We start from the raw sequence: 26970 nt of genomic DNA, 5'->3' as shown, positions 1-26970 counted from the left end.
CCACAGCCATCTGGCACAACTGGACCACCAACGCCAAGATCAAACGCTCTCTAATCGCTTACGACCACTGACAGCATTCGGACTCATTCATCTAGGGGGCGTACTCCGTGCTCACCTCGGTGAAGACCTTCTCGGCGTCCTCGCCCAGGCTCGGTCCGGCGAGCCAGATCGGGTCGAGCGGGCCGATCGAGGTGTTCGACACCAGGGCCGGCTGGCCGTCGGCGCCGCGGACGATCCAGCCGCCGCCGGAGGAGCCGCCCGTCATCGAGCAGCCCGCTCGCCACATCACCGGCGCACCGGGCGTGAAGTCGAACGGCCCCGGCCGGTCGGTGCACTTGTACATGGTCGCCCCGTTGTACGGCCGGCCGGCCGGGTAGCCCCAGAGGGTGACGGAGGTCGCGTCCTGCGGGGCCGGTGCGTCGAAGTCGACGGCGACCGCCGCACCGACGGTCTCCTCCAGGGACTTGTCGCCCTCCTCGGGCCGTACGTGCAGCACCGCGTAGTCGAACGGCGCGCCCGACCCGTCGTCGGGGTCGCCGCCCTTGATCCACTGGTTCGAGGTGGCGACCCAGTCGGCCCAGTAGGTGCCGAACGGCGCGATCTCCTGCGGCGTGGCGGTGGCCAGCGCGCGCTTCGGCAGGCCCTTGTCGTTGTAGGCGGGGACGAAGGCGACGTTCCGGTACCAGCCGCCGTTCTTGCCGGCGTGGACGCAGTGGCCGGCGGTCCACACCAGGTTCGACTTCCCCGGGTTCTTGGGGTCCTTCACGACCGTCGCCGAGCACACCATCGCGCCCTCGGGGGCGTCGAAGAAGACCTTCCCGGACGTCGGCGCGTGCTGCCGGTACGGCACCTTCTCGGCTTGCGCCTCGACTACCTCGGGCTCTTCGGGCCCCTGACCGCCCGGGTCCTCGCCCTCGGGGTCCTCGCCCTTCGGCGGCTTCGGGTCCTCGGGCTTCCCGCTCGGGGGCGTGCCGTCCGGCTTCGGCTTGACGACCGGCTGCGGAGGCTTGGCCGCCGACATGCGCTCGGGCTTCCAGTGGTCCTCGATCACCGGGTTGACGAAGTCGCCCGCATCACGGCGCCAGGTGCTGCGGTTCCAGTCCTGCCACGCGCCCTCGCGCCACTTCTTCTCGTCGACGCCGCTGCCGTCGGAGCCGTCGGACGGCTCGCCGGAGGGCTGCGCGGACTCCTGCGACGGGGCGTCGGCGGGCGCGTCCTGCGCCGGTGCCGCACTGGACCGGTCGGCCGCGGGAGCGGACGCGGTCGGACCGTCCGACGCGCGGTCGTCGCCGCTTCCCCCGCAGGCCGCCGTCAGCGTCAGCGCCGAGACGACGCCGACGACTGTCAGCAGCGGGCGTATGGATCTCATGGAACGAAAACTCCCTGGGTGGTGCAGTGGTGCGGTGGTGCGGTGGCGGGGGTACGGCGGGGCAGGGCGAAGCGCCGCGTGGCCGTCGGTCGGATACGGGTCGAACGGCTCCGGGCCCCGCGCCAGTCGTCGGCGCGGGACCCGGAGCCGTGCCCCACGGGCCTATCGGCCGGCGAACTTCTTGCTGACCGCGTCGTAGATGCCTTTGGCCTCGGGGCCGAGGCGGGGACCGGCGAGCCAGCCCGCCGACGCCGGGCCGATGGAGGTGTTGGACACCAGCGCGGGCGAGCCGTCCGCGCCCCGGGCCACCCAGCCGCCGCCGGAGGAGCCGGCGGTCATGGTGCAGCCGATGCGGTACATCGTGGGCTGGTCGGCCTTCACCGACAGCCGCCCCGGCTTGTCGGCGCACTGGAACATCCGCTGGCCGTCGAAGGGCGGACCGGCCGGGTAGCCGGTCGCCGTCAGATCGGCGATCTTGGGCGCGGCGGGCGCGGCGAAGTCCACGGGGAGCGCTGAACCGACCGTCTCCTCCAGGGACTTGCCGGTGCCGCCCTTCTCGGGGGTCACGTGGATCACCGCGAAGTCGTACGGCGCCCCCCGACCGCCGGTCGTGGCGCCCTGGCCGATCCACTGGTCCGAGGTCTGCGCCCAGTCGCCCCACCACACGCCGTGCGGTGCGACCTCGTCCTTCGGCGCGGACTCCAACTGGGCGCTGGGCCGGGCGCGGTCGTTGTACGAGGGGACGAAGGCGATGTTGCGGTACCAGCCGCCGTTCTTGCCGGCGTGGACGCAGTGGCCGGCGGTCCACACCAGGTTCGACTTGCCCGGGTTCGCCGGGTCCTTCACCACGGTTGCCGAGCACACCATCGAGCCCTTGGGGCCGTCGAAGAAGACCTTCCCGGCGGCCGGCGCGCTGCTGCGGTACGGCGCCTGCACCGGCTGGGCCTGGACGCGTGCCGGCGTCGGGTCGGTGACGCCCCGGTCACCGGCGATGTCGCTGTCGCTGGGCTGTTCCGGCTTCTCGGCGTCCCGCATCCGGTCCTGGTCCCACAGGCCCTCGATGATGGGGTTGATGTAGTCCTTGGCCTCGCGCAGCCAGGCGTCCCGGTCCCAGTTCTTCCACTCGCCGTCGCGCCACTTGTCCAGGTCGATGCCGTGTTCCTTGAGCCGGTCCTTGAAGTCGTCCGGGATGGTGATCTTCCCGTCGTTCGGCAGGCCGGTCGGCAGGTTCGGCTTGTCCCCCGCGGAGTTCTCGCCCTCCCCGCACGCGGTGGCCGTCAGAGCGAGGACGGCGGCGAAGGTGACGGCTGCCAGCTTCGGGCGGATGGGTCGCATGTCGTGATCCCCCTGGAACTTCGGTGCTACTGGAGTGCTGCGTCTGGACCGGCGCGTCCGGACCGGTGGACCGGTGCGTCGCCGGCTCGAACCGGCGGGCCGGACGCGCTACCGGACCGCCCGCGAACCCTACAAGGTGGCCGTGCACCACCGTCGACGGGGACGCCGCACGATCTTCCTCCAGCCCGTGATCCCCGGCGTCCGCCGTCGTTGGTACGGAGGGGACGCGGGAACCGCAGGGACAGTGTTCAGTCCGGGCCGGCCGCGTGGGGGAGCCGTGCCCGATGTGCGACGCATCTGTTACAGCGCAACAGTCACCGCCGGAGGTCCAACAGCCGTGGCCCTGACCGAACCCGCTCCGGCCCGCCCGGCCGCAGCAGCCGACCCGGCCGCGCCGGCCGACGCGTACGAGGGGATCCTGCGCCGGCAGTCCCTGCGCGAGTCCGCGGCCCGCACCTACGCCCGCTCGCTGCCCATCGTGCCGGTGCGGGCCAAGGGGCTCACGATCGAGGGCGCCGACGGGCGGCGCTACCTGGACTGCCTCGCGGGCGCGGGCACCCTCGCCCTCGGGCACAACCACCCGGTCGTCCTGGAGGCCGTCAAGAAGGTCATCGACTCCGGCGCCCCGCTGCACGTGCTGGACCTCGCGACCCCCGTGAAGGACGCGTTCGTCACGGAGCTGTACGCCACCCTGCCGCGGGAGTTGGCGAAGGACGCCCGGATCCAGTTCTGCGGACCCGCCGGCACCGATGCCGTCGAGGCGGCCCTCACACTGGTCCGCACCGCCACCGGCCGCAGCGGACTGTTCGCCTTCACCGGGGCGTACCACGGCATGACGGCGGGGGCGCTCGACGCCTCCGGGGGCGCCACCGGCACCCGCGTGACCCGGCTGCCGTTCCCGCAGGACTTCCGCTGCCCGTTCGGGGTCGGCGGGGAGCGCGGCGCCGAGTTGGGCGCCCGCTGGACCCGGTCCCTGCTCGACGACCCCAAGAGCGGCGTCCCCACCCCCGGCGGCATGATCGTCGAACCCGTCCAGGGCGAGGGCGGAGTGCTGCCGGCGCCCGACGGCTGGTTGCGGCGGATGCGGGAGCTGACCGCCGAGCGGACGATCCCGCTGATCGTGGACGAGGTGCAGACCGGCGTCGGACGCACCGGCACCTTCTGGGCGGTGGAGCGCAGCGGGATCGCCCCCGACGTGATGGTCCTCTCCAAGGCCATCGGCGGCTCCCTCCCGCTCGCCGTGATCGTCTACCGGGCCGAACTGGACGTCTGGCGACCGGGCGCCCACGCCGGCACCTTCCGCGGCAACCAACTCGCCATGGCCGCCGGGGCCGCCACCCTCGCCTTCGTGCGGGAGAACGGGCTCGCCGCACGGGCGGCCACCCTCGGCGCCCGGATGCTCGGCCAGCTCCAGGGGCTCGCGGCCGAACACCCCTGCATCGGGGACGTCCGCGGACGCGGCCTCATGATCGGCGTCGAACTCGTCGACCCGGCCGCGGACACCGGCCCCGGGCCGGACGGGCGGCCGACGGACGCCGCGGTGCCGCCGCCCGCACCGGCGCTCGCGGTCGCCGTGCAGCGCGCGTGCCTGGACCGCGGGCTGATCGTGGAACTCGGCGGCCGGCACTCCGCCGTCGTACGCCTCCTGCCGCCGCTGACGATCAGCGACGAGCAGGCCGCAGCCGTCCTCGACCGCTTCGCCGACGCGCTGGCCGCGGCGCAGCGGGCGGTCCCGCGGCGGCGCTGAGCGGGTCCGTACCCCTTCCGCCCGCACCTCTGTCCGGCCCCTGCCGGCGCCTCACACGACGCACGGCACCACCTGAAGGAACCTGCTGGTGAACGTCACCCCCGCACTCGACGCCGCCGTCCCCGCACCCCGCACCGCCGCGGCGCACGAAGGGCCCACGGCCCACCGTTCAGCGCCCGACGAGGTCCTCCTCGACCCGCTGGACGACCCCGACCCGCACCGCGCGGCCGACGCCGCCGGCGTCGAGAACCTGCTGCGCTGCTGGGCGCGCGAGAACGATCTGCCCCGACCGACCTCCACCACCCTGCGCATCCCGTTGCGCGCCAGCGGCACCGCCCTCCTCGTGCCCGTCCACCACTGGTCGCCGTGCGGATGGCACCGGTTCGGCACGCCCCAGTTGGAGAGCGCGCCGCACGACGCGCCCGGGCTCGACGCGGTGGCCCTCGCGGCGCTCCTCGTCCGGGAGGGCGGGGCGCCGGTGCACCGCGGCGACCTGGTCGGCCGGGTCGCCGACTCCGTACGGCACACCGCACGCTTCCTCGCCGAGCGCCGTGCGGACCTCGGCCGGGCCGACCATCACATGGACCGCGGCCGGGCCGACCGCGCCGACACCTTCCTCACCGCCGAGCAGTCCCTGCTCCTCGGCCACCCCCTCCACCCCACGCCCAAGAGCCGCGAAGGACTCACCGAGTTCGAAGCCCGTCGCTACTCGCCCGAGTCCCACGGGCGCTTCCCGCTGCACTGGACGGCGGTCGACCGCTCCGTCCTCGCCGGCGACTCGGCCTGGACCGAGGAAGGACGGGTCCTGCCCGCCGAACTGCTCGCCGCGCGCCTGTTGGGCGGCGCGCCCCTGCCGGAACAGGCGGTGCCGCTGCCGCTGCACCCCTGGCAGGCGCGCGAGTTGGCGCACCGCCCGGACGTGGCGGCCCTGTACGACGCAGGGCTGCTGCACGACCTCGGGCCGCTGGGCGCCCCGTGGCACCCGACGTCCTCCGTCCGCACCGTGTACCGCCCGGACGCCCCCGCGATGCTCAAGCTCTCCCTCGGCGTGCGCATCACCAACTCCCGCCGGGAGAACCTGCGCAAGGAACTCCACCGCGGCGTCGAGGTGCACCGGCTGCTGCGCAGCGGCCTGGCCGAGCAGTGGCGGGTCGCGCACCCCGGCTTCGACGTGGTGCGCGACCCGGCCTGGCTCGCCGTCGACACCGCCGTCATCGACCCGGAACACGGCGGTCCGGTCGTCGGGTTCGACGTCGTCGTACGCCACAACCCCTTCGGGGCCGCTGCCGACGCGGTCTGCATCGCCGCGCTCACCGCCGCCCGGCCCGGCGGCCCGGGGGCGCGCTGCCGGCTCGCGGGCGTGGTGACCGCGCTCGCCGCGCGCGGTGGCCGGACTGTCGCGGACGTCGCCGTCGAGTGGTTCCGCCGCTACCTCGACGAGGTCGTACGGCCCGTGCTGTGGCTGGACGCCACCGCCGGCGTCGCCCTGGAAGCGCACCAGCAGAACACGCTGGTCCTCCTCGACGCCGACGGATGGCCCGCGGGCGGTCGCTACCGGGACAACCAGGGCTACTACTTCCGCGAGTCGCGCCGGGCCGCGCTGGAGGCGAGGCTGTCCGGCATCGGCCGGGCCAGCGACACCTTCGTCGCCGACGCGGTCGCCGACGAGCGCTTCGCGTACTACCTCGGCATCAACAACGTGTTCGGCCTCATCGGGGCCTTCGGGGCGTACGGCCTCGCGGACGAAGAGGTGCTGATCGCGGCCTTCCGGCGCTTCCTCGCGGACGTCGCCCACCTGGGCTCGCCGCTGCCGGCACACCTCCTGGACGCCGCCGTCCTGCGCTGCAAGGCGAACCTGCTGACCCGGCTGCACGGCCTGGACGAGCTGGTGGGACCCGTCGACACGCAGTCCGTGTACGTCACGATCGCCAACCCGCTGCACGTCTGACCGCTCTCCGCCGCCCGGCCGTCCATCCGTCTCCTTGGCGTCCCCCGTGTCCGGGACCGTCTTCGAACCGCGAGAGGAGAGCGCCACCGTGCCTCCCATCGACCACCCCGCAGGAGACCGCGCGAACGGCCCGGTCGACGACGTCGAGGACACCCTGGAACTGCCGCTGCGCATCCAGGACGACCTCCTCGCGCGGCAGTGGGCCCCCGAAGCGCCGCACGACCCGGCGCACCCGGACGACGCCGTCCCCGGCGAACTGCTGGACGACCCCGAGCGGTGGGGGCCGACCACCACCTCCGAGGGCGTCCTCAGGCTCCTACCCGTACGGGTGGGGCGGGACGTGACCCTCATCAGCCGGTGGATGAACGACCCGGCCGTGGCCGCCTTCTGGCACCTGGCGGGCCCCGAGTCCGTCACCGCCGCCCATCTGCGCGCCCAACTCGACGGCGACGGGCGGAGCGTGCCCTGCCTCGGCGTCCTCGACGACGTTCCCGTCGGGTACTTCGAGCTGTACCGGGCCGACCTCGACGCCCTGGCGCGCCACTATCCGGCGCGCCCCCACGACACCGGGATCCACCTCCTCATCGGAGCCGTCGCCGACCGGGGCCGCGGCATGGGCTCCACGCTGCTGCGGGCCGTCGCCGACCTCGTGTTCGACCGCAGGCCGCACTGCACGCGCGTGGTCGCGGAGCCGGACCTGCGCAACGCACCCTCCGTCGCCGCGTTCCTCAGTGGAGGGTTCCGCTTCGCCGCCGAGGTGGACCTTCCGGACAAACAGGCCGCCCTGATGGTCCGGGACCGCACGCTCCGCAGCGTGCTGTGAGCGGGCCCCACTCCGCGGGCCGCACCGGGTGACGGGCGTCCGACGGCATGATCGACGGGCCCCGAGCAGTGGCCGGATCGAATGGCGGGATCGGGACCCCCTGTCAGTGGTGAGACGTAGGGTGGGCGACCTATGACGAAGCCATCCCTCCCCGAACTCCTCCACGCTGCCGTGACCGCCGTCGGCGGCGTGGAGCGGCCCGGCCAGGTCAGCATGGCCGAGGCCGTGGCCGAGGCCGTCGACGACGGCAAGCACCTGCTGGTCCAGGCGGGCACGGGCACCGGAAAGTCCCTGGGCTATCTGGTGCCCTCGTTGGCCCACGGGGAGCGGGTCGTCATCGCCACGGCGACCCTGGCGCTCCAGCGGCAGCTCGTCGAGCGTGACCTGCCGCGCACGGTCGATTCGCTGCACCCGCTGCTGCGCCGGCGCCCCGAGTTCGCGATGCTCAAGGGCCGGTCGAACTATCTCTGCCTGCACCGGCTGCACGAGGGCGTCCCGCAGGAAGAGGAGGAGGGGCTCTTCGACCCCTTCGAGGCCGCCGCGCCCACCAGCAAGCTGGGGCAGGACCTGCTGCGGCTGCGGGACTGGGCCGACGAGACCGAGACGGGCGACCGGGACGCGCTGACGCCGGGCGTCTCCGACCGCGCCTGGGCGCAGGTCTCCGTCTCCTCCCGGGAGTGCCTCGGGGCGAGCAAGTGCGCGTACGGCGCCGAGTGCTTCGCCGAGATGGCGCGGGAGCGGGCGAAGCTCGCGGACGTCGTCGTCACCAACCACGCGCTGCTGGCGATCGACGCCATCGAGGGCGCCCCGGTGCTGCCCCCGCACGAGGTCCTGGTCATCGACGAGGCCCATGAGCTGGTCTCCCGGGTCACCGGCGCGGCGACCGGCGAACTCACCCCCGGCCAGGTCAACCGCGCCGTGCGCCGCTCCGCCAAGCTCGTCAACGAGAAGGCGGCGGACGCGCTGCAGACCGCGGCCGAGACCTTCGAGCGCGTCATGGAGCTGGCCCTGCCGGGGCGCCTGGAGGAGATCCCCGAAGACCTCGGCTACGCCCTGCTGGCGCTGCGGGACGCCGCCCGCACCGTGATCTCGGCCCTCGGCGCCACCCGGGACAAGTCCGTCCAGGACGAGGACGCCGTGCGCAAGCAGGCCCTCGCCTCCGTGGAGAACGTCCACGACGTGGCCGAGCGCATCACCCAGGGCTCGGAGTACGACGTCGTCTGGTACGAGCGGCACGACCGCTTCGGCGCCTCACTGCGGGTCGCACCGATGTCGGTGTCGGGGCTGCTGCGGGAGAAACTCTTCACGGACCGCTCCGTGGTGCTGACGTCCGCCACGCTCAAGCTCGGCGGGGACTTCAACGGGGTCGGGGCCTCGCTCGGCCTGTCGCCGGAGGGCACGGAGGGCGACGACGTCCCGCAGTGGAAGGGCCTGGACGTCGGCTCCCCGTTCGACTACCCGAAGCAGGGGATCCTGTACGTGGCGCGCCATCTGGCGACCCCGGGGCGCGAGGGCTCCCGCGAGGACATGCTGGACGAGCTGGCGGAGCTGGTGGAGGCGGCCGGCGGTCGTACGCTCGGGCTGTTCTCCTCGATGCGGGCGGCGCAGGCCGCGGCCGAGGAGCTGCGCGGCCGGCTGGACAACAAGATCCTGCTCCAGGGCGAGGAGACCCTGGGCGAGCTGATCAAGTCCTTCGCCGCCGACCCGGAGACGTGTCTGTTCGGCACGCTGTCGCTGTGGCAGGGGGTGGACGTGCCGGGCCCGAGCTGCCAGCTGGTGGTGATGGACCGGATCCCCTTCCCCCGGCCGGACGATCCGCTGATGAGCGCACGGCAGAAGGCCGTGGAGGAGGCCGGCGGCAACGGCTTCATGGCGGTGGCGGCGACCCATGCGGCGCTGCTGATGGCCCAGGGCGCGGGACGGCTCGTACGGGCGACGGGGGACCGCGGTGTCGTCGCGGTCCTGGACCCGCGACTGGCGAACGCCCGCTACGGAAGCTATCTGCGGGCTTCGCTGCCCGACTTCTGGTACACCACGGACCGCAACCAGGCGCGGCGGTCGCTCGCGGCCATCGACGCGGTGGCAAAGACGGGCGGCGCCTAGGGTCCCGGGATCGTGTCCCGGGACCGGTCCCGGGACACGGACAGAGCGGGGCCCCGGGACCGGCGCAGTGGATCCCGGGGCCGATTGGGGCGGCGGATGGTCACACCCGCCGCAGCACGGCGACGACCTTGCCGAGGATGGTCGCCTCGTCGCCGGGGATGGGCTGGTACGCGGCGTTGTGGGGGAGCAGCCACACATGGCCGTTCTCCCGCTTGAAGCGCTTCACGGTGGCCTCGCCGTCCAGCATGGCGGCGACGATGTCGCCGTTCTCCGCGACGGGCTGGCGACGGACGGTGACCCAGTCGCCGTCACAGATCGCGGCCTCGATCATCGAGTCGCCGACGACCTTCAGGACGAACAGCTCGCCGTCGCCCACGAGCTGCCGGGGCAGCGGGAAGACGTCCTCGACGGACTCCTCGGCGAGGATCGGGCCACCGGCAGCGATCCGGCCGACCAGGGGCACGTACGACGCGGCGGGCTTGCCGGTGGTGTCCGTGGGCTGGGTGCTGGGCTGGTCGGAGCCGCGGACCTCGTAGGCCCGGGGGCGGTGGGGGTCGCGGCGGAGGAAGCCCTTGCGCTCCAGTGCCATCAGCTGATGGGCGACGGAGGAGGTGCTGGAGAGGCCGACGGCCTGGCCGATCTCCCGCATGGACGGGGGGTATCCCCGACGTTGCACGGAGTCACGGATCACCTCGATGACGCGCCGCTGTCGATCGGTGAGCCCGGTGCTGTCCGCTCGGATGCCTGGAGGTCGGCCGGGCAGCGAACGCGTGGGGCGGGAGGGCTCCGTCCCTTCCGGTGTCACGGCGGTCGCCGATGCGTCGTTCATGCCGCGCACCGGCTCGAATCGGCCCTGGGAGCGGTCCTGGGCAGTGATGGTGGCACTGTCTGCGGTGGTGGTCACGTCGGCCCCTCTCGAATGGTCTCCCTGGCTGGACAACGGTAGTTGGTTTCGAAAGGTTGCGCCAAACACACGTTCGAGTGAAAAATCGTGGATCGCCTTACCGGGACATGCGTTTGGGTGTATGTGCGACTGCCTAACAGCTGTGTCGGTGTCGCGAACGCCGACGGGACGCATTCCACCATCTCGGGACATCTTGGTGCATCTCGGACGGGCGTGCCGCGACGCGCAGACGCCTCCTGTGGTCCATCTTGGCACCGAGCGGGCCGGAATCCGAGGAGTCGCGTACGTCCCGTAGGCTCGTGCCTGCCCCGCGCGCTCCGTCCGCCCCGGTGGTCGCCCGTGCACCGTCCTTTCGATGTGATGCCGTGCTGTCACCGCTCGTACGCCGTGCGCGTTCGGCGTCTCCCATGCGACACGCGCTAGGGGGCGAAAGTGCGGGCAAACCCCAGATCTAGTGGTTGGATGGGGAGCACAGCCCAGAAGTTGTGGTCCCCGGTGCTTCAAAGCCAAGGCCATCGCCTATGCTTGGGCTTGCTTCGAAGGGCTTCGGCAGGCATGTCGGGGCTATTCAGTCGTGCCGTGAGGGAGGGTTGGGAACATGCACTGCCCCTTCTGCAGGCACCCCGACAGCCGAGTCGTCGACAGTCGCACCACCGACGACGGGACCTCGATCCGGCGCCGTCGGCAGTGTCCCGACTGCTCCCGTCGCTTCACGACGGTGGAGACCGCGTCGCTGATGGTGATCAAGCGCAGCGGCGTCACCGAGCCCTTCAGTCGTACCAAGGTCATCTCCGGCGTCCGCAAGGCGTGCCAGGGCAGGCCGGTCACCGAGGACGCGCTCGCCAAGCTCGGCCAGCGGGTCGAGGAGGCCGTGCGGGCCACCGGCAGCGCCGAGCTGACCACCCATGACGTGGGACTGGCCATACTCGGCCCCCTGCAGGAACTCGACCTCGTCGCGTACCTGCGGTTCGCGTCCGTCTACCGGGCGTTCGACTCACTTGAGGACTTCGAGGCGGCCATCGCGGAACTCCGCGTGCAACGGCCGCCCACCCGGGAGGGCGGGACGGGCGGGACCCACGAGGTCCCCGTGCCCGCCACTGCCGTCGACTGAGCGACCGGACGGGACGACTCGGCCCGGCCCGCCGGACTCCGGCGGGCCGTGGGACGGCGAACAACCATCAGCCGTGCGCGCGTGGGGCGCGCACGGCCACCACACAAGACAGTGTCACGGGAAGATCTGGGCACTTCGGGGCGTTTTTGCCCGTATATGGGAGGCGGCATGACAGAGACGACGAGCGGTCCGGCGCGGGGGTCCCGAACCAAGGGGGCCAAGGCGAGCAAGGGCCTGCGCATCGAGCGCGTCCACACCACCCCCGGCGTGCATCCGTACGACGAGGTGGTCTGGGAGCGCCGTGACGTCGTCATGACCAACTGGCGCGACGGCTCGATCAACTTCGAGCAGCGTGGCGTCGAGTTCCCCGACTTCTGGTCGGTGAACGCGGTCAACATCGTCACCAGCAAGTACTTCCGCGGGGCCGTCGGCACGCCCCAGCGCGAGACCGGGCTCAAGCAGCTCATCGACCGGATCGTGAAGACGTACCGGAAGGCCGGCGAGGAGTACAAGTACTTCGCCTCGCCCGCCGACGCCGAGATCTTCGAGCACGAGCTGGCGTACGCGCTCCTCCACCAGATCTTCAGCTTCAACTCGCCGGTGTGGTTCAACGTCGGCACGCCCCAGCCCCAGCAGGTCTCCGCCTGCTTCATCCTGTCCGTCGACGACTCCATGGAGTCGATCCTCGACTGGTACAAGGAAGAGGGCATGATCTTCAAGGGCGGCTCGGGCGCCGGTCTGAACCTCTCCCGGATCCGCTCCTCCAAGGAGCTGCTGTCCTCCGGCGGCAACGCCTCCGGTCCCGTCTCCTTCATGCGGGGCGCCGACGCCTCCGCCGGAACGATCAAGTCCGGCGGCGCCACCCGGCGCGCGGCCAAGATGGTCATCCTCGACGTCGACCATCCCGACATCGAGGGCTTCATCGAGACCAAGGTGAAGGAAGAGGAGAAGATCCGCGCCCTGCGCGACGCGGGCTTCGACATGGACCTCGGCGGCGACGACATCACGTCCGTCCAGTACCAGAACGCCAACAACTCGGTCCGGGTGAACGACGAGTTCATGAAGGCCGTGGAGGCCGGCGGCAAGTTCGGGCTGCGCGCCCGGATGACCGGCGACGTCATCGAGGAGGTCGACGCCAAGTCGCTCTTCCGCAAGATGGCCGAGGCCGCTTGGGCCTGCGCCGACCCGGGCATCCAGTACGACGACACCATCAACCACTGGCACACCTGCCCCGAGTCCGGCCGGATCAACGGCTCGAACCCGTGCAGCGAGTACATGCACCTGGACAACACGTCCTGCAACCTCGCCTCGCTGAACCTGATGAAGTTCCTCAAGGACGACGGCGAGGGCCACCAGTCCTTCGACGTCGAGCGCTTCTCCAAGGTCGTCGAGCTGGTCATCACCGCGATGGACATCTCCATCTGCTTCGCGGACTTCCCGACCCAGAAGATCGGCGAGAACACCCGCGCCTTCCGCCAGCTGGGCATCGGCTACGCCAACCTCGGCGCCCTGCTGATGGCCACCGGCCACGCGTACGACAGCGACGGCGGTCGCGCGCTTGCCGGGGCGATCACCTCGCTGATGACCGGCACCTCCTACCGCCGCTCGGCCGAGCTGGCCGCGGTCGTCGGCCCGTACGACGGCTACGCCCGCAACGCCGAGCCGCACAACCGCGTCATGCGGCAGCACTCGGACGCCAACGCCGCCGCCCCCCGCATGGACGACCTGGACACGCCGATCTGGGCCGCGGCCACGGAGGCCTGGCAGGACGTGCTGCACCTCGGTGCGAAGAACGGTTTCCGCAACGCCCAGGCGTCCGTCATCGCCCCCACCGGCACCATCGGTCTGGCGATGTCCTGCGACACCACCGGCCTGGAGCCCGACCTCGCCCTGGTCAAGTTCAAGAAGCTGGTCGGCGGCGGCTCGATGCAGATCGTCAACGGCACCGTGCCGCAGGCGCTGCGCCGCCTCGGCTACCAGCAGGAGCAGATCGAGGCGATCGTCGCCCACATCGCCGACCACGGCAACGTGATCGACGCGCCCGGCCTGAAGACCGAGCACTACGAGGTCTTCGACTGCGCCATGGGCGAGCGCTCCATCTCCGCGATGGGCCACGTCCGGATGATGGCCGCGATTCAGCCGTGGATCTCCGGCGCGCTGTCCAAGACGGTCAACATGCCCGAGTCGGCCACCGTCGAAGAGGTCGAGGAGATCTACTTCGAGGCGTGGAAGATGGGCGTCAAGGCGCTCGCGATCTACCGCGACAACTGCAAGGTCGGCCAGCCCCTCTCCGCCAAGACCAAGGAGAAGGAGAAGGCGGAGATCACCGAGAAGACCGAGGAGACCATCCGGGCCGCGGTGGAGAAGGTCGTCGAGTACCGACCGGTCCGCAAGCGACTGCCCAAGGGCCGCCCGGGGATCACCACCTCCTTCACGGTCGGTGGCGCCGAGGGCTACATGACGGCGAACTCCTACCCGGACGACGGCCTCGGCGAGGTCTTTCTGAAGATGTCCAAGCAGGGCTCCACCCTCGCGGGCATGATGGACGCCTTCTCCATCGCCGTCTCCGTCGGCCTCCAGTACGGCGTGCCCCTGGAGACGTACGTCTCCAAGTTCACCAACATGCGCTTCGAGCCGGCCGGCATGACGGACGACCCGGACGTGCGGATGGCGCAGTCGATCGTCGACTACATCTTCCGCCGCCTGGCGCTGGACTTCCTGCCCTTCGAGACCCGCTCGGCGCTCGGCATCCACTCCGCCGAGGAGCGCCAGCGCCACCTGGAGACCGGCTCCTACGAGCCGACGATGGACGAGACCGAGTTGGACGTGGAGGGGCTGGCCCAGTCCGCACCGCGCCGCCAGGAGGTCCCGGAGACCACCGCTCCTCAGGCGACCGTCCCCGCGCCGAAGCAGGCCCACACCTCGGCCGAACTGGTCGAGATGCAGCTCGGCATCAGCGCGGACGCCCCGCTCTGCTTCTCCTGCGGAACGAAGATGCAGCGCGCCGGCTCCTGCTACATCTGCGAGGGCTGCGGCTCCACGAGCGGTTGCAGCTGACCTGACCGGCTCCCCTGAGGGAGCCGACCAGCCGCTGACGAAGGGGATCGACCGAGGACGGTCGGTCCCCTTCGTGCTGCCGTGTTCGTGCTGCCCCGTGCCCTGCGCACGCGCGGCGACGGCAGCGGGTCAGGCGCCGCCCATCCGGCCGATGAACTCCTGTGGATCCGCGTCGAAGCCCCGCAGCACCTCGCCGTACGACCAGCCGCCTGAATCGGCCCTTACGAACTCGGCTATCACCGCGGACCTGGCCCCCGGGACCCCGGCGAAGTCCTCGCTGCTGAGTTCGGTGTGGCCCTCGGAGACGGTCGCCTTGGTGTTCGCCACGTCGGCGAACGAGCGGCTCCGGTCGCGCTGTTGGATAACGACTCCCACCACCACCCGTCCGTACACCGGCGCCAGGCGATCGAGCTCCAGCTTCATGACCTCGTCGGACCCGAAGCCCTGGCCGGTGCGGCTGTCCCTGGTCAGCGTGATGGTGCCGTCGGGCGAGCGGGAGTCGAAGTGGACGACGTAGGCCGGATCGCCGGAGGGGGCGTCCGCCCGGTACGTAGCGGCGACGATGTCGAGGTCATGGGGCGTCTCCCCCATGGGGCTCGGATCCCAGCGCAGGGCCACCTCGACCGTCCCGACGCCCTTGTTCAGGCTGCTCACCACTGATCCCTTCCCCGTAACTATCCGTGTTTCTCCGTACGTTGACCGTATCTTCTCCGGCGGTGTGAGGCGAGGAGCCGGCGAGGGTACGCCAGTGCTCCGCATCGGGACGAACGGCGGTCGGCGGTGGACCCGGACGAGGGGGATCCGGGGTGTGGCCCCGCGCCGTACGATGGCGCGGTGCTGGTCAAGTGGATTCGCTGCACCGTGACCGACCGACATGGGTTCGAGCGGGGGCAGCGGAAATGGGCGGGGCTGCCGGGTGAGCCGGGATTCCGAGGGCAGGGCGGCGGGTGGAGCAGAGGGCTTCCGCACGTCGCGCACGTCTTCGCCTTCTGGGAGAGCCGGTCTTTCTACGACTCCTTCATGGCCCGTTCGCACGACCGCCTGGCGTCCGGACAGGCCGGAACGTTTCGGGACGTGCAGGTCAAGCTCTTTGACCACCGTTTCGATGTGAAGACCGGCTTCGAGCCGCACTTCACCGGCGCCGACGTGGTCCGGGTCGCCCACTGCAAGGTCCGCGAGGAGCGGGTCGAGCACTACGCCCAGATGCAGGAGAAGGTGTGGAACCCGGCGATGGCCGGGTCCCCCGGCATGGTGCGCGGCCTGTTCGGCGAGGCGCCGGGCAACGAGTTCCTCGTCATGTCGATGTGGCAGTCCGAGGCCGAGCGCGGCAAGTACCGCGCCGAGCGGGTGGAGCGACTGCTGCTGCGCGCCCAGACCGAGGCCGACGTCGCGGCCCTCGCCGGCGACGTCGTCCAACTCGAACCGTCCTGGACGGTGTGAGCCCCCGCTCCCCGGCCGAAACGTGCCGTCGCGTCACCCAGGGCCTGATCCACGAGACAGGCCCTAGTGTCGAGTCATGGCACGACCACGACGCATCGTCCTCGTCCGGCACGGCGAGTCGGAGGGGAACGTCGACGACACCGTGTACGAGCGGGAGCCCGACCACGCGCTCGGGCTCACCCCCCGCGGGCTCGCCCAGGCCGAGGAGACCGGTGGCCGCCTGCGGGACCTGTTCGGGCAGGAGCGCGTGAGCGTCTACGTATCGCCTTATCGACGCACCCACGAGACCTACCGCGCCTTCTCCTTCGCCCCGGGGCAGGCGCGCGTGCGCGAGGAGCCCAGACTGCGGGAGCAGGACTGGGGGAACTGGCAGGACCGCGACGACGTACGGCTCCAGAAGGCGTACCGCGACGCCTACGGGCACTTCTTCTACCGCTTCGCCCAAGGGGAGTCGGGGGCCGACGTGTACGACCGCGTCGGCGCTTTCCTGGAGAGCCTGCACCGCAGCTTCGAGTCGCCGGACCACCCGCCGAACGTGCTGCTGGTCACCCACGGACTCACGATGCGGCTCTTCTGCATGCGGTGGTTCCACTGGACCGTGGCCGAGTTCGAGTCGCTGTCCAACCCGGGCAACGGCGAGACGCGGACACTGGAGCTGGGCGACGACGGGCGCTACACCCTCGACCGGCCCTTCGCGCGCTGGCGGACGCCCGAGCCGTACGGCGTCACCGGATAGCCGGCTAGAGTGGCAGGACGATGACCGCTGACTCCACTCCCGACCAGCGATTCCGACGCGCGCTGGCGAGCCTGCGCGGACTGTCCGTGGGGGACGCCCTGGGCTCGCAGTTCTTCGTGCCGTCCCACTATCCCCTCCTCCAGCAGCGCGCCCTGCCGGCGGGCACCTGGCAGTGGACCGACGACACCGAGATGGCCTGCTCCGTGCTGGCCGTGCTGGCCCACCACGGCCGGGTCGACCAGGACGCGCTGGCGCGCTCCTTCGCCGAGCACCACGACTTCGACCGCGGCTACGGCCCCGCCGTCAACCGCATGCTCCGACTCATCAGGGAAGGCGGGGACTGGCGAGAACTCGCCGCCGCCCTCTTCAACGGCCAGGGCTCGTGGGGCAACGGCTCCGCCATGCGCATCGCCCCGCTCGGCGCCTGGTACGCGGACGACCCGGAGCAGGCCACCCACCAGGCCGAGATCTCCTCGTACACCACCCACCAGCACCGCGAGGCCGTCGTGGGGGCGATGGCGGTGGCGGCGGCTGCGGCGCTCGCCGCCGCGCCCTCGGGGCCGCCGAGCCCCGAGGAGCTGCTGGACGGCGTGATCGCCCTCGTGCCGCGCAGCGCGGTCGGAGCCGGGCTGCGCCGGGCTCGCGACATGCTCGACTACGGCGACGCCGGCACCGTCGCGGCGGTGCTCGGCCGCGGACGCCGGACGAGCGCCCACGACACCGTGCCCTTCGCGCTCTGGTCGGCCGCGCGCTCCCTCGACGACTTCGAGCGGGCCTTCTGGACGACGGCGCAGGTGGGCGGCGACGTGGACACGACCTGCGCCATCGTGTGCGGAGTGGTGGCCGCGGGCCAGGCCGGCCGCCCCGGCGCGCACTGGCTGGAGCGTACGGAGGAACTGCCTTCCTGGTTGCCCGCGGCCCCGCGCTAGACCCCGCCGCTCAGCGCTGCCGCGCTCGCCCCGGCGTGCAAATGTTCGGAAACTGTCACGGTCGTGAACCAGCCAGGTCGCTGCCGGCTGTGATGCCTCGGCCCGTGGCTACCGTGTCGGGGCCCGGTGGCCGGCGATCACCGCAGTGATGGCCGGGCGGGCACACACAACGCTCCGGATCGCCGTCGCGCAGCCCCTCCTGCCCGCGCGATCCGCCGGGGGAGGGGACCCGTGCCCGATACATCTGCCACGTCGCCGCAGCCGTCCGCGCCCGATCCGGCCGGCGGCACGCCCCCAGGGCCCGCCCCGGTGCCGCGGACCCGCGCCGCCACCGCGCACGCGCTGCCGGCGTCGAAGGGCGGGGCGCGACCGCGGCCCGCCACCGTCACGGGTGTCACCCTGGGGGCCGCGCTCGGCACGGGGGTGCTCAGCGCCCTGCTGCTGGGCCCCGGGCTGGGCACGAACCTTCTGCTCGTCGCCGCCGTCGCCACCCTCGCCGCGTACGCCGCCGCACGCCGGGCGGGCCGACGCTTCCGCCCCTGGACGTGCGTCTGGGCGGCGGGCGGGCTCGCGCTGCTGCTCGTACCGGCGATCCGGGACGCAGGCTGGCCCGCCTTCCTGGCCGTCGTCGCCGCCCTCATGGCCGGATCGCTCGCCCTGCACGGCGGACGCACGTGGCACGGGGTCTTCCTGGGGGCCGTGGGACTGCTGGGCTCCCTCGTCACCGGCCCGACCTGGGCCATCGAAGGGCTGCGCCAGCGCATGGCGGCCTCGCGCCGCTGGGGGCCGGCAGCGCGGTCCCTGGGTGTCGCAGCGCTCCTCCTCTTCGTGTTCGGCGCGCTCTTCTCCGCCGCCGACGCCGCCGACGCCGCCTTCGCCGACCTGCTCGGCGCCCTGGTCCCCGAGGTCCCGGTGGCAGAGGGGCCCTGGCGCTTCCTGCTCTTCCTCCTCGGCGTCGCCGGCGCGCTCGCCGCGGCGCACGTCGCCGCCGCGCCCACGCACTGGGACCGGCTGGCCGTCCGACGCGGCCGGCCCCGGGCCCGCTGGGAGTGGGCGCTCCCGCTGATCGTCCTCGACCTGCTCTTCGCCGCCTTCAACGCCGTCCAGTTGGCCGTGCTCTTCGGCGGCTACGACAAGGTGCTGGCCGAAACCGGGCTCACCTACGCCGAATACGCCCGCCAGGGCTTCTGGCACCTGGTGCTCGCCACCCTGCTCACCCTGGGCGTCATCGCGCTCGCCCTGCGCTGGGCCCCACGCACCGACGACCGCGACCGCCTCGTCGTGCGCTCGGTCCTCGGCACGCTGTGCCTGCTCACCCTGGTCGTGGTGGCGTCCGCGCTGCGCCGGATGGAGCTGTACGTCGACGCGTACGGGCTGACGCAGTTGCGGCTGACGGTGGCGGCGATGGAACTGTGGCTCGGGCTGGTGCTCGCCCTGATCATGGCGGCGGGCGTCTACGGTGCGGCCTGGCTGCCGCGCACGGTCGCGGCCAGCGCCGCGGTCGGCGTCCTGGCCTTCGGCCTCGCGTCCCCCGACGCCCTCGTCGCCGAGCGCAACGCGGACCGCTACCAGCGGACCGGGAAGCTCGACGTCGGATACCTCCAGGAGCTGTCGGCGGACGCGGTGCCCGCCCTCGACCGGCTGGCCGAACCCCTGCGCTCCTGCGCGCTGGAGGGCATCGCCGAGGAACTGGAGGAGGACGCCCACAAGCCGTGGCACGCCACGAGTTGGGGCCAGTCCCGGGCACGGAAGATCCTGGCGGAACGCCCCGTTCAGCCGCCGGCGAACTGTCCGGGGCTGGTGGACCCCGCATACGGGACCGACGACTTCGACAGTCGTGACGCCTGGCCGGACCCGGACCAACCGCTGCCGTAGCCACCCGGGCTCGTCCTTCGACCGCTCGCTGCCTTCACGATCGCGATCGTAGGTAGGCTTCCCGTCCGGAGGTTCGCCCCGCCGAACTGCACGTCCAGGCAAGGCCGTAGACGTCCTTCGAACACCTCAGCGTACGCTGGGTCTGTGCGGCAGCGAAGAGCGGAACGACGGACGCCGGAGCCTCGGCGGCGAGCCGGGGCCGGCCCGGCGCCGGGCCGGAAACGGGCGGTGCGGAACCGTGATCGGAATCCGGTTGTCCCCGGCGGGGGCGCGCGGCGTACCCTTGCTGGCGCCATGCCGTATGAACCACCCACCCACAGAGTCGAGCGCTCCATCCGGGCCACCACCGGCGCACGGCTCGTCGCCGGGGTCGACGAGGTCGGGCGCGGCGCGTGGGCCGGCCCCGTCACCGTGTGCGCCGCCGTCACGGGGCTGCGCAGGCCGCCGGTCGGACTCACCGATTCCAAGCTGCTGACCCCCAAGCGCCGAGAAGTGCTCGCCGTCGAGTTGGAGCAGTGGGTCACGGCGCACGCGCTCGGCCACGCCTCCCCGCAGGAGATCGACGAGCTGGGCATGACGGCCGCGCTGCGGCTGGCCGCGTGCCGCGCGCTGGAGGCCCTGCCGCAGCGCCCGGACGCCGTCATCCTCGACGGCAAGCACGACTACCTGGGCGCGCCCTGGCAGGTCCGTACGGTCATCAAGGGCGACCAGTCGTGCGTGGCCGTCGCCGCGGCCTCGGTGATCGCCAAGGTGCACCGCGACGCGATGATGGCCGAGCTGCCCGAGCAGTTCGCCGAGTTCGCGTTCGCCGCCAACGCCGGGTACCCCTCACCGGTGCACAAGGCCGCCCTCGCCGAGCGGGGGCCCACGCCGTACCACCGGCTCTCCTGGGCCTATCTGGACGCGCTGCCGCAGTGGCGGCACCTGAAGAAGGTCCGGGCCGTGCCGGAACCGTCGGAACGGGAGAGCGGGGGCCAGCTCGGCTTCGATTTCTGAACTGGCACCGCTGACAAGGAAGTCGCACATGCGTGCCCACCCGCCGATGCCGATCGAACCGGCATTTGATAGACATCCACCCATGCCTCTCCCTCCCGAGGAGCCTCAGATTCACGAGAGTGCCCAGGGTCCCCGCGCCACTCCGGCCGCAGGCCGCACCGCGCCGACCCCTCGTCCCGTACCCGGTCCGCGTTCCACGGCGTCCCCGCGCCCGGGGAGCCCCGTTCCGGCCCGTCCCGCGCCGCCCGTGCGCGCCCACGCCGGGCAGCAGGCCACGCCCGCTGCCCCGGCGAAGAATCGTTCCCAGCCGCAGATCCAGCTGATTCCGGCCCCCGAAGGCGGTGCGCTCGACGCGGCCGACGAGGCGGTCGACCTGCTGCTCGACTCCGGTCGGGCGCCCGGCGAGGTCCTGGTGCTGACCACGGGGGAGCAGCACCCGTGGGCGGCCCACGAGCTGTCCTTCGGCGAAGCCGGCTACTGGGCGCAGCACGACGCGGGGGACGACGTCTTCTACGCGTCCGCCGACGGGATCGGCCGGGCCGCGACCCGGGCCGTGATCGTCGTGGCCGTCAACGGCGGCAGCGACGACCACGCCGCCCGGGTGCTGCCCGCCGCCCTGGAGAAGGCGGGCGCCCTGCTGATCGTGTGCGGTGATCCCGAGCGGATCAACAGCGCGCTCGGCGCCGGCGTCTGAGGGCCTGCGGCCCTTCACGTCGTACGACGGCCGAAGCCGTCCGAGCCGGTGCGGGGACCGTGATCACACGGTCCCCGCACCGGCTCGCTCCAGTCGTCCGTGCGTGCCGCGTGGTACGCGCCCTCAGCGGCGGGCCGCCGTGCGCCGCAGCGCCTCCGGCGCCCCGCTGGCGGTGCGCACCTCCAGCGGCTCGCCCGCCAGCGAGCTGGCGAGGTCGCCCGGCGCCGAGGTGGAGCTGGGCCGTCGGCCGCCCCGCCCCTCGCCGAACACCTGCCAGCCGCCGCGGGTGAGGGTGATGTACGCGCCGCAGCGCAGCCCGTGCAGGGTGCAGGCGTCCCGCAGTCCCCACATCCAGGCGCCGTCCTCCTCGGTCCACCGCTCGTCGCCCTCGCGGCAGTAGAGCAGCACGGCCGTGCGCACCGGCGTACGGCGGCGCAGATCGTGCGGGATGACCCGGCGGAGGTGGGCCAACAGCGCGTTCCGGAACTCCCAGCCGTCCACGGGGGCGGAGCGACGGGCGAACGACGCGCTGGCGGTGAGACGTTCCTCCGGATCGAGCACGGCCACCACGGCCGTCGTCGGCGTCGGACTGTGGCGGGCGTGCAGCCCGCTCACCACCTCGCGCGGATTGCGCAGCAGCGGTATCCCGGCCGCCGCCCACTCGGACGGTTCGAGCATCCTGACGAGGCGGTTGGCGGAGTTGGTCATCGAAGTGGCTGCGGACGAAGCGAATCCGAAGGTCACGTTCCTCCCTTCGCATACGCGCCCACAGAGCGGGCAGGGTGGGATGGAGTGAGGACGCACCGCGGCACGGCCCTATCGGACCACGAAGGGACCGTGCGGGGAGCGCTTCCAATTCTTCCTGTCTCGTCCGGATGCGGCAACGAGCAATTCGAACGCGCTGGCAGGAATAGGCGGGTATGCCGGTGATATCCCCACACTCAGTCTTCCCTCTGTTCCCTACCGTGCCCACCCGGTCCGCTCTTGAACCCGGAGAGCAGCGGAAGCATCCCGTCCCGATGGGCTCCGCCGGCCGTGCGACGTGGCGTGATCGCAGGTCGGACGCGGGGGAGAACGGCCGTCGGCCGCCCGGGGCCGTCGTCACGCTGAGTGAATTGGCCGATCGGCCCCGCCCTCCGGTTGCATGGGGGCATGGACGATCTGGAGCTCCGCACCGAAGCCGACGCCATCCTCGCCGAGCTCGTCGGCGACCCGGGAGGCTCGGCGCGGCTGCGCGAAGACCAGTGGCAGGCGGTCGCGGCCCTGGTGCGGGAGCGGCGGCGCGCCCTGGTGGTGCAGCGCACCGGCTGGGGGAAGTCGGCGGTGTACTTCGTCGCCACCGCCCTGCTGCGGCGCCGCGGCGCCGGCCCGACCGTGATCGTCTCCCCGCTGCTGGCGCTGATGCGCAACCAGGTGGAGTCGGCCGCGCGGGCCGGGATCGCGGCGCGCACGATCAACTCGGCCAACCCGGAGGAGTGGGACACCATCTACGACGAGGTCGAGCGCGGCGAGACCGACGTCCTCCTCGTCAGCCCCGAACGTCTGAACTCGGTGGACTTCCGCGAGAACGTGCTGCCGCGGCTGGCGGCCACGACGGGCCTGCTGGTGGTGGACGAGGCGCACTGCATCTCCGACTGGGGGCACGACTTCCGGCCCGACTACCGACGGCTGCGGGCGCTGCTCGCCGAGCTCGCGCCCGGCGTGCCCGTGCTGGCCACCACCGCGACCGCCAACGCGCGGGTCACCGCCGACGTGGCCGAGCAGCTGGGCACCGGTGCGGGTGAGGCCCTGGTGCTGCGCGGCCCCCTGGAGCGGGAGAGCCTGCGCCTCGGCGTGGTCGAGCTGCCGGACGCGGCGCACCGCCTGGCCTGGCTCGCCGAGCACCTGGGCGAGTTGCCGGGCTCCGGGATCATCTACACGCTGACGGTGGCCGCGGCCGAGGAGACGACCGCCTTCCTGCGGCAGTGCGGCTTCGAGGTCTCCTCGTACACGGGTCGCACGGAGAACGCCGACCGCTTGCAGGCCGAGTCCGACCTCCTGGAGAACCGGGTCAAGGCGCTGGTGGCGACCTCGGCGCTGGGGATGGGCTTCGACAAGCCGGACCTCGGGTTCGTGGTGCACCTCGGCTCGCCGTCCTCCCCGATCGCCTACTACCAGCAGGTGGGCCGTGCGGGCCGTGGAGTGGCGCACGCGGACGTGCTGCTGCTGCCGGGCAAGGAGGACGAGGCGATCTGGCGCTACTTCGCCGACACCGCCTTCCCGCCCGAGGCACAGGTCCGCCAGACCCTGACCGCCCTCGCGGAGGCCGGCCGCCCGCTGTCCGTACCGGCCCTGGAAGCAGCGGTCGACCTGCGGCGCACCCGGCTGGAGACCATGCTCAAGGTGCTCGACGTGGAGGGCGCCGTACGACGGGTGAAGGGCGGTTGGGAGAGCACCGGGCGGCCCTGGACGTACGACACCGAGCGGTACGCCTGGGTGGCCCGGCAGCGGGCGGCCGAGCAGCGGGCGATGCGCGAGTACGTGAGCACGTCCGCGTGCCGGATGGAGTTCCTGCGCCGGCAGTTGGACGACGAGGGGGCGCGCCCGTGCGGCCGGTGCGACTCCTGCGCCGGCGTCTGGATCGGCTCCACGGTCTCGACCGAGGCCCTCACGGGCGCCTCGAAGGAGCTGGACCGCCCCGGCGTGGAGGTGGAGCCGCGCCGGATGTGGCCGACCGGCATGCCCTCCCTCGGCGTCGACCTCAAGGGCCGCATCCCGGCCGGCGAGCAGTGCGCCACCGGACGGGCGCTCGGCCGGCTCTCGGACATCGGTTGGGGCAACCGCCTGCGCCCCCTGCTGGCGACGGACGCCCCCGACGGCCCCGTCCCCGACGACGTCCTGCGGGCCGCGGTGGCCGTCCTCGCCGACTGGGCGCGCTCGCCGGGCGGTTGGGCGTCCGACGCCACCGCGCGGCCCGTGGGCGTCGTCGCCGTGCCGTCCCTGACCCGCCCCCTCCTCGTCGACTCGCTCGCCCGGGGCGTCGCGGACGTGGGCCGCCTCCCCTTCCTGGGCACCCTGGCGTACACCGGCGCCGACGGCGCGCACGCGGCGCGCCGCAGCAACTCCGCGAAGCGCCTCAAGGGCCTGTCCGCGGCCTTCGCCGTCCCCGACGACCTGGCGGCGGCCCTGGCCGGCGCACCGGGCCCGATCCTGCTCGTCGACGACTACACGGAATCGGGGTGGACCCTCGCGGTCGCCGCCCGCCTCCTCCGCCGGGCAGGCGGCGAACGGGTCCTTCCGCTGGTGCTCGCGGCGACGGCGTGAGTCGCCCGCGGCAAGTGACTGTCGGACCGTCAACAGGGCTGGGGGAACGTGCGACTTCCCTCAGTTAACCCGATGCCCCCGACAGGGCGCGAGCGACGCCGCAAGCCTGTGGATAACGTTATCCACAGGGGTCGCGGGCCGGGGCTTTTCACGGGACCGTCGTGCCATGAGCAAGCACAACGATGCCGCTGACGGCACCCAGCCCCCGCGCACCGCGGACACCCGACACTCCTCTCATTCCGCGCCCGCCGCCGCCCCGGCCGCCGAGGTCGATGCGGCCGTCGGTTCGATCGACGAGGAACAGATCACCCTGCGCGGCCCGGCCGAGCTCGCCGATGCCCTGCCGTATCTGCTGGGGTACCACCCGACCGACTCCGTCGTCCTCGTGGCGCTGCACGGCAGCCGCGGCCGTTTCGGCGGACGCGTGAAACTGGGCATTCCACGCTCTCCCGGCGAGTGGGAGTCGGTGTCCCAGCAGCTCGCCGAGTGCCTGATCGAAGAGAGCGCGACCCGCAGCGCCCGCCCCGACGGCATCGTCCTCTTCCTGTGTCAGGACCCGGCGGACGGTGGGGCGGGGCGGCCGGTCGTGGAGCGGCTGCGGCCCTTCGCCCAACTGCTGCGCACCGCGTGTGGCGCGCTCGACGTGCCCGTGTACGAGGCGCTGTGCATCTCGGACGGCCGCTTCTGGTCCTACTGCTGCCCTGACGGGCGCTGTTGTCCGCCGGAGGGCACGCCCCTGGTCCCGGCCGGCACTTCGGTCATGGCCGCGGCGGCGGCCTGGGCCGGGCTGCACGTGAGGGGATCGCAGCGCGAGCTGGAAGCCCGTTTCGAGCCCCTGCCGTCCCCCGCGGCGGACGCCCAGCGCCGGGTGCTGGACAGGTCGGGCTTCGACCTCGTGAGCCGCATCGTGGGCGGCACCGTCGAGCGCCAGCAGCTCGCCGACGAGACGATCGCGCTGGCGCGGGAGCTGATCGATCGGCTCGCCGGCGCTGACGGGGCGCCGCCCCCGTCCGGACGGGACGTCGCTGACGACCGGCTGATCACCCATGACGAAGCCGCCGTGTTGCTCTTCGGCCTCCAGGATCGCGAGACGAGGGACCAGGCAGCGGCATGGATGGAAGGGGCGGAGGCCGAGCCCGCGCTGAGGCTGTGGCGGGCTCTTGCGCGCCGCTGCGTCGGCCCCTACGGCGAGTACGCGGCCGTGCCCCTCACCCTCGCCGGCTGGGTGTCCTGGTCGACCGGGGACGAGCCGGCGGCGCGGATCGCCCTCAGCCTGGCGCTGCGCAAGGACCCCGACTACGTCTTCGCCCGCCTGCTGCACGAGGCGTGCAATCAGAACCTGGATCCGGAGCTGATCCGCAGCTGTCTGCGCGGCGGGCGGGCGCCGACCCGGCCCGAACCCGAGATCGAGCCGGCGCCGGAGGGCGCGGCGGACGCTGCCCGGCCGCCCCGTCGCGCCGTGCGACCGCCCGCCGGGCGGCCCCAGGGGCGCACGTCGCCGAGGACCGGACCCCGCGGAAGGACCGGGGCCGCCCGGCGTGCCCCTGGAAGGGAGGAGGGCGCTGAGAGGGAGTGACAAGAGACGCCCCACTGAGGGCGGGGCCACGGTGGCGAGGAGGAAGAAAGAGGCCGCAGCTACAAGCGAAAGGAGTGTTTATCGTCAGGCAGACGACTATGATCACGGTCATGTCTCCCTACGACCCGTCGGCCTTTCCCCCCTTTGCCGTCACCGTCGACCTGGTCGTGCTCACCGTGCGCCGCCACGCGCTGTGCACGCTGGTCGTGCGCCGTGGGGAGCCGCCGTTCCAGGGGCGGTGGGCATTGCCCGGAGGGTTCGTGCGCGGGGACGAGGACCTGGCCGCCGCGGCGGCGCGCGAGTTGACCGAGGAGACCGGGCTGTGCGCCCACGACCCGGCTTCCTCGACCCCCGACGGGGGCGCCCATCTGGAACAGCTCGCGACCTACGGCGACCCGAAGCGCGACCCCCGGATGCGGGTCGTCAGCGTGGCCCACCTGGTGTTGGCGCCCGATCTGCCCGCGCCCCGGGCCGGCGGTGACGCCAACAGCGCGCGCTGGGCGCCCGTGGCGGATCTGCTCGGCCAGGATGGTGCGCTCGGTCGGGAGGACGAGCCATCCGGCGCTGCCGTTGCCCTCGCCTTCGACCATGCGCGGATCCTGGCGGACGGGGTGGAGCGGGCCCGCTCCAAGATCGAGTACTCCTCCCTGGCCACCGCCTTCTGCCCGCCCGAGTTCACTGTCGGCGAGCTGCGGCGGGTGTACGAGGCGGTGTGGGGCGTGGCGCTCGACCCCCGGAACTTCCACCGGAAGGTGACGGGCACGCCCGGGTTCCTGGTGCCCGCCGGTGGTACGACCACCCGTCAGGGTGGCCGTCCGGCGCAGCTCTTCCGCGCCGGCGGAGCCACCTTGCTGAACCCTCCGATGCTGCGCCCGGACGTCTGAGGCCCTGACGCCACCGCGGTCCCTTACGCCCAGGGTCCTGAACAGCCGGGGTTCCGGCGGGCCAGGGTTCCGGCGCCTGGAGCTTCTTTGCGCGGGGAGCGGGGCGACGGGAACGCGCGTTGTGGGCAGGCTGCGCAGAA

General features: G+C 72.6%; 20 protein-coding genes. 15 read left to right on the top strand and 5 right to left on the bottom strand.

What is annotated here, in order from left to right; all coding sequences use genetic code 11:
* Positions 1–91: 91 nt before the first annotated feature.
* Together AB0E05_RS28805 and AB0E05_RS28800 are read right to left on the bottom strand one after the other, a co-directional pair.
* Positions 92–1369, bottom strand: a complete 1278-nt coding sequence (locus tag AB0E05_RS28805) for a hypothetical protein (protein ID WP_361968701.1) — start codon at positions 1367–1369, stop codon at positions 92–94.
* Positions 1370–1531: 162 nt separating this feature from the next.
* Positions 1532–2704 (bottom strand): hypothetical protein, encoded by a 1173-nt coding sequence (locus tag AB0E05_RS28800; protein ID WP_361968699.1) that lies wholly within the window; start codon positions 2702–2704, stop codon positions 1532–1534.
* A gap of 343 nt (positions 2705–3047) precedes the next feature.
* Between AB0E05_RS28800 and AB0E05_RS28795 the strand changes: the two genes are divergently transcribed.
* The 4 genes from AB0E05_RS28795 to AB0E05_RS28780 all read left to right on the top strand — a co-directional run bounded on the left by AB0E05_RS28795 (position 3048) and on the right by AB0E05_RS28780 (position 9325).
* Positions 3048–4451: a diaminobutyrate--2-oxoglutarate transaminase family protein gene (locus AB0E05_RS28795; RefSeq protein ID WP_361968711.1), complete on the top strand. Its 1404-nt coding sequence runs from the start codon at positions 3048–3050 to the stop codon at positions 4449–4451.
* An 88-nt stretch (positions 4452–4539) separates the two neighbouring features.
* Positions 4540–6399, top strand: a complete 1860-nt coding sequence (locus AB0E05_RS28790) for an IucA/IucC family protein (RefSeq protein ID WP_361968697.1) — start codon at positions 4540–4542, stop codon at positions 6397–6399.
* Positions 6400–6487: 88 nt separating this feature from the next.
* Positions 6488–7222, top strand: a complete 735-nt coding sequence (locus tag AB0E05_RS28785) for a GNAT family N-acetyltransferase (RefSeq protein WP_361968695.1) — start codon at positions 6488–6490, stop codon at positions 7220–7222.
* A gap of 132 nt (positions 7223–7354) precedes the next feature.
* Positions 7355–9325: an ATP-dependent DNA helicase gene (locus AB0E05_RS28780; protein WP_361968693.1), complete on the top strand. Its 1971-nt coding sequence runs from the start codon at positions 7355–7357 to the stop codon at positions 9323–9325.
* Between the two features lie 100 nt (positions 9326–9425).
* Here the strand turns inward: AB0E05_RS28780 and lexA are convergent, their stop codons facing one another.
* Positions 9426–10229: a transcriptional repressor LexA gene (lexA, locus tag AB0E05_RS28775; protein WP_361968691.1), complete on the bottom strand. Its 804-nt coding sequence runs from the start codon at positions 10227–10229 to the stop codon at positions 9426–9428.
* A 598-nt stretch (positions 10230–10827) separates the two neighbouring features.
* Here lexA and nrdR point away from each other — a divergent pair.
* The gene (nrdR, locus tag AB0E05_RS28770) at positions 10828–11340 is read left to right on the top strand and encodes a transcriptional regulator NrdR (protein WP_361968688.1); all 513 of its coding nucleotides are present in this window, start codon (positions 10828–10830) and stop codon (positions 11338–11340) included.
* Between the two features lie 168 nt (positions 11341–11508).
* Positions 11509–14397, top strand: coding sequence for a vitamin B12-dependent ribonucleotide reductase (locus tag AB0E05_RS28765; RefSeq protein WP_361968686.1), 2889 nt, complete (start codon positions 11509–11511; stop codon positions 14395–14397).
* A gap of 129 nt (positions 14398–14526) precedes the next feature.
* Here AB0E05_RS28765 and AB0E05_RS28760 read toward each other — a convergent pair whose 3' ends face one another.
* Entirely contained in the window at positions 14527–15051 is a 525-nt protein-coding gene (locus tag AB0E05_RS28760; RefSeq protein WP_361968684.1) for a TerD family protein, read from the bottom strand.
* A 180-nt stretch (positions 15052–15231) separates the two neighbouring features.
* Between AB0E05_RS28760 and AB0E05_RS28755 the strand changes: the two genes are divergently transcribed.
* From AB0E05_RS28755 to AB0E05_RS28730, 6 genes are all read left to right on the top strand, one after another.
* On the top strand, positions 15232–15837 hold the full coding sequence (locus tag AB0E05_RS28755) for a YdbC family protein (protein ID WP_361968682.1): 606 nt from the start codon (positions 15232–15234) through the stop codon (positions 15835–15837).
* A 76-nt stretch (positions 15838–15913) separates the two neighbouring features.
* Complete coding sequence (locus AB0E05_RS28750) at positions 15914–16573, top strand: histidine phosphatase family protein (protein ID WP_361968680.1); 660 nt, start codon at positions 15914–15916, stop codon at positions 16571–16573.
* Between the two features lie 20 nt (positions 16574–16593).
* On the top strand, positions 16594–17502 hold the full coding sequence (locus AB0E05_RS28745; RefSeq protein WP_361968678.1) for an ADP-ribosylglycohydrolase family protein: 909 nt from the start codon (positions 16594–16596) through the stop codon (positions 17500–17502).
* A gap of 342 nt (positions 17503–17844) precedes the next feature.
* The gene (locus AB0E05_RS28740; RefSeq protein ID WP_361968709.1) at positions 17845–19377 is read left to right on the top strand and encodes a DUF4173 domain-containing protein; all 1533 of its coding nucleotides are present in this window, start codon (positions 17845–17847) and stop codon (positions 19375–19377) included.
* A gap of 294 nt (positions 19378–19671) precedes the next feature.
* A complete protein-coding gene (locus AB0E05_RS28735; protein WP_361968676.1) occupies positions 19672–20373 on the top strand; it encodes a ribonuclease HII in 702 nt (233 codons plus the stop codon).
* A gap of 82 nt (positions 20374–20455) precedes the next feature.
* Entirely contained in the window at positions 20456–21067 is a 612-nt protein-coding gene (locus AB0E05_RS28730) for a hypothetical protein (RefSeq protein ID WP_361968674.1), read from the top strand.
* 123 nt (positions 21068–21190) lie between these two features.
* Here AB0E05_RS28730 and AB0E05_RS28725 read toward each other — a convergent pair whose 3' ends face one another.
* A complete protein-coding gene (locus tag AB0E05_RS28725; protein ID WP_361968672.1) occupies positions 21191–21811 on the bottom strand; it encodes a hypothetical protein in 621 nt (206 codons plus the stop codon).
* 408 nt (positions 21812–22219) lie between these two features.
* Here AB0E05_RS28725 and AB0E05_RS28720 point away from each other — a divergent pair, with 408 nt between their 5' ends.
* From AB0E05_RS28720 to AB0E05_RS28710, 3 genes are all read left to right on the top strand, one after another.
* A complete protein-coding gene (locus AB0E05_RS28720) occupies positions 22220–24370 on the top strand; it encodes a RecQ family ATP-dependent DNA helicase (RefSeq protein ID WP_361968670.1) in 2151 nt (716 codons plus the stop codon).
* A 166-nt stretch (positions 24371–24536) separates the two neighbouring features.
* Complete coding sequence (locus AB0E05_RS28715; RefSeq protein ID WP_361968668.1) at positions 24537–25946, top strand: DUF4192 domain-containing protein; 1410 nt, start codon at positions 24537–24539, stop codon at positions 25944–25946.
* A 110-nt stretch (positions 25947–26056) separates the two neighbouring features.
* The gene (locus AB0E05_RS28710) at positions 26057–26830 is read left to right on the top strand and encodes an NUDIX domain-containing protein (RefSeq protein ID WP_361968666.1); all 774 of its coding nucleotides are present in this window, start codon (positions 26057–26059) and stop codon (positions 26828–26830) included.
* Positions 26831–26970: the final 140 nt, after the last annotated feature.

This window comes from Streptomyces sp. NPDC048057 (assembly GCF_040653095.1).
GTDB lineage: Bacteria > Actinomycetota > Actinomycetes > Streptomycetales > Streptomycetaceae > Streptomyces.
The sequence above is the reverse complement of the archived record's forward strand: the minus strand, read 5'-3'. Positions and strand labels throughout refer to the sequence as shown.

What these genes read in the sequence shown, in the direction of transcription:
- AB0E05_RS28800 (WP_361968699.1), bottom strand. Translation starts at nt 2,704, where the DNA reads ATGCGACCCATCCGCCCGAAGCTGGCAGCCGTCACCTTCGCCGCCGTC.
- AB0E05_RS28735 (WP_361968676.1), top strand. Translation starts at nt 19,672, where the DNA reads ATGCCGTATGAACCACCCACCCACAGAGTCGAGCGCTCCATCCGGGCC.
- AB0E05_RS28805 (WP_361968701.1), bottom strand. Translation starts at nt 1,369, where the DNA reads ATGAGATCCATACGCCCGCTGCTGACAGTCGTCGGCGTCGTCTCGGCG.
- nrdR (WP_361968688.1), top strand. Translation starts at nt 10,828, where the DNA reads ATGCACTGCCCCTTCTGCAGGCACCCCGACAGCCGAGTCGTCGACAGT.
- AB0E05_RS28730 (WP_361968674.1), top strand. Translation starts at nt 20,456, where the DNA reads ATGCCTCTCCCTCCCGAGGAGCCTCAGATTCACGAGAGTGCCCAGGGT.
- AB0E05_RS28715 (WP_361968668.1), top strand. Translation starts at nt 24,537, where the DNA reads ATGAGCAAGCACAACGATGCCGCTGACGGCACCCAGCCCCCGCGCACC.
- AB0E05_RS28710 (WP_361968666.1), top strand. Translation starts at nt 26,057, where the DNA reads ATGTCTCCCTACGACCCGTCGGCCTTTCCCCCCTTTGCCGTCACCGTC.
- AB0E05_RS28750 (WP_361968680.1), top strand. Translation starts at nt 15,914, where the DNA reads ATGGCACGACCACGACGCATCGTCCTCGTCCGGCACGGCGAGTCGGAG.
- AB0E05_RS28745 (WP_361968678.1), top strand. Translation starts at nt 16,594, where the DNA reads ATGACCGCTGACTCCACTCCCGACCAGCGATTCCGACGCGCGCTGGCG.
- AB0E05_RS28780 (WP_361968693.1), top strand. Translation starts at nt 7,355, where the DNA reads ATGACGAAGCCATCCCTCCCCGAACTCCTCCACGCTGCCGTGACCGCC.
- AB0E05_RS28765 (WP_361968686.1), top strand. Translation starts at nt 11,509, where the DNA reads ATGACAGAGACGACGAGCGGTCCGGCGCGGGGGTCCCGAACCAAGGGG.
- AB0E05_RS28720 (WP_361968670.1), top strand. Translation starts at nt 22,220, where the DNA reads ATGGACGATCTGGAGCTCCGCACCGAAGCCGACGCCATCCTCGCCGAG.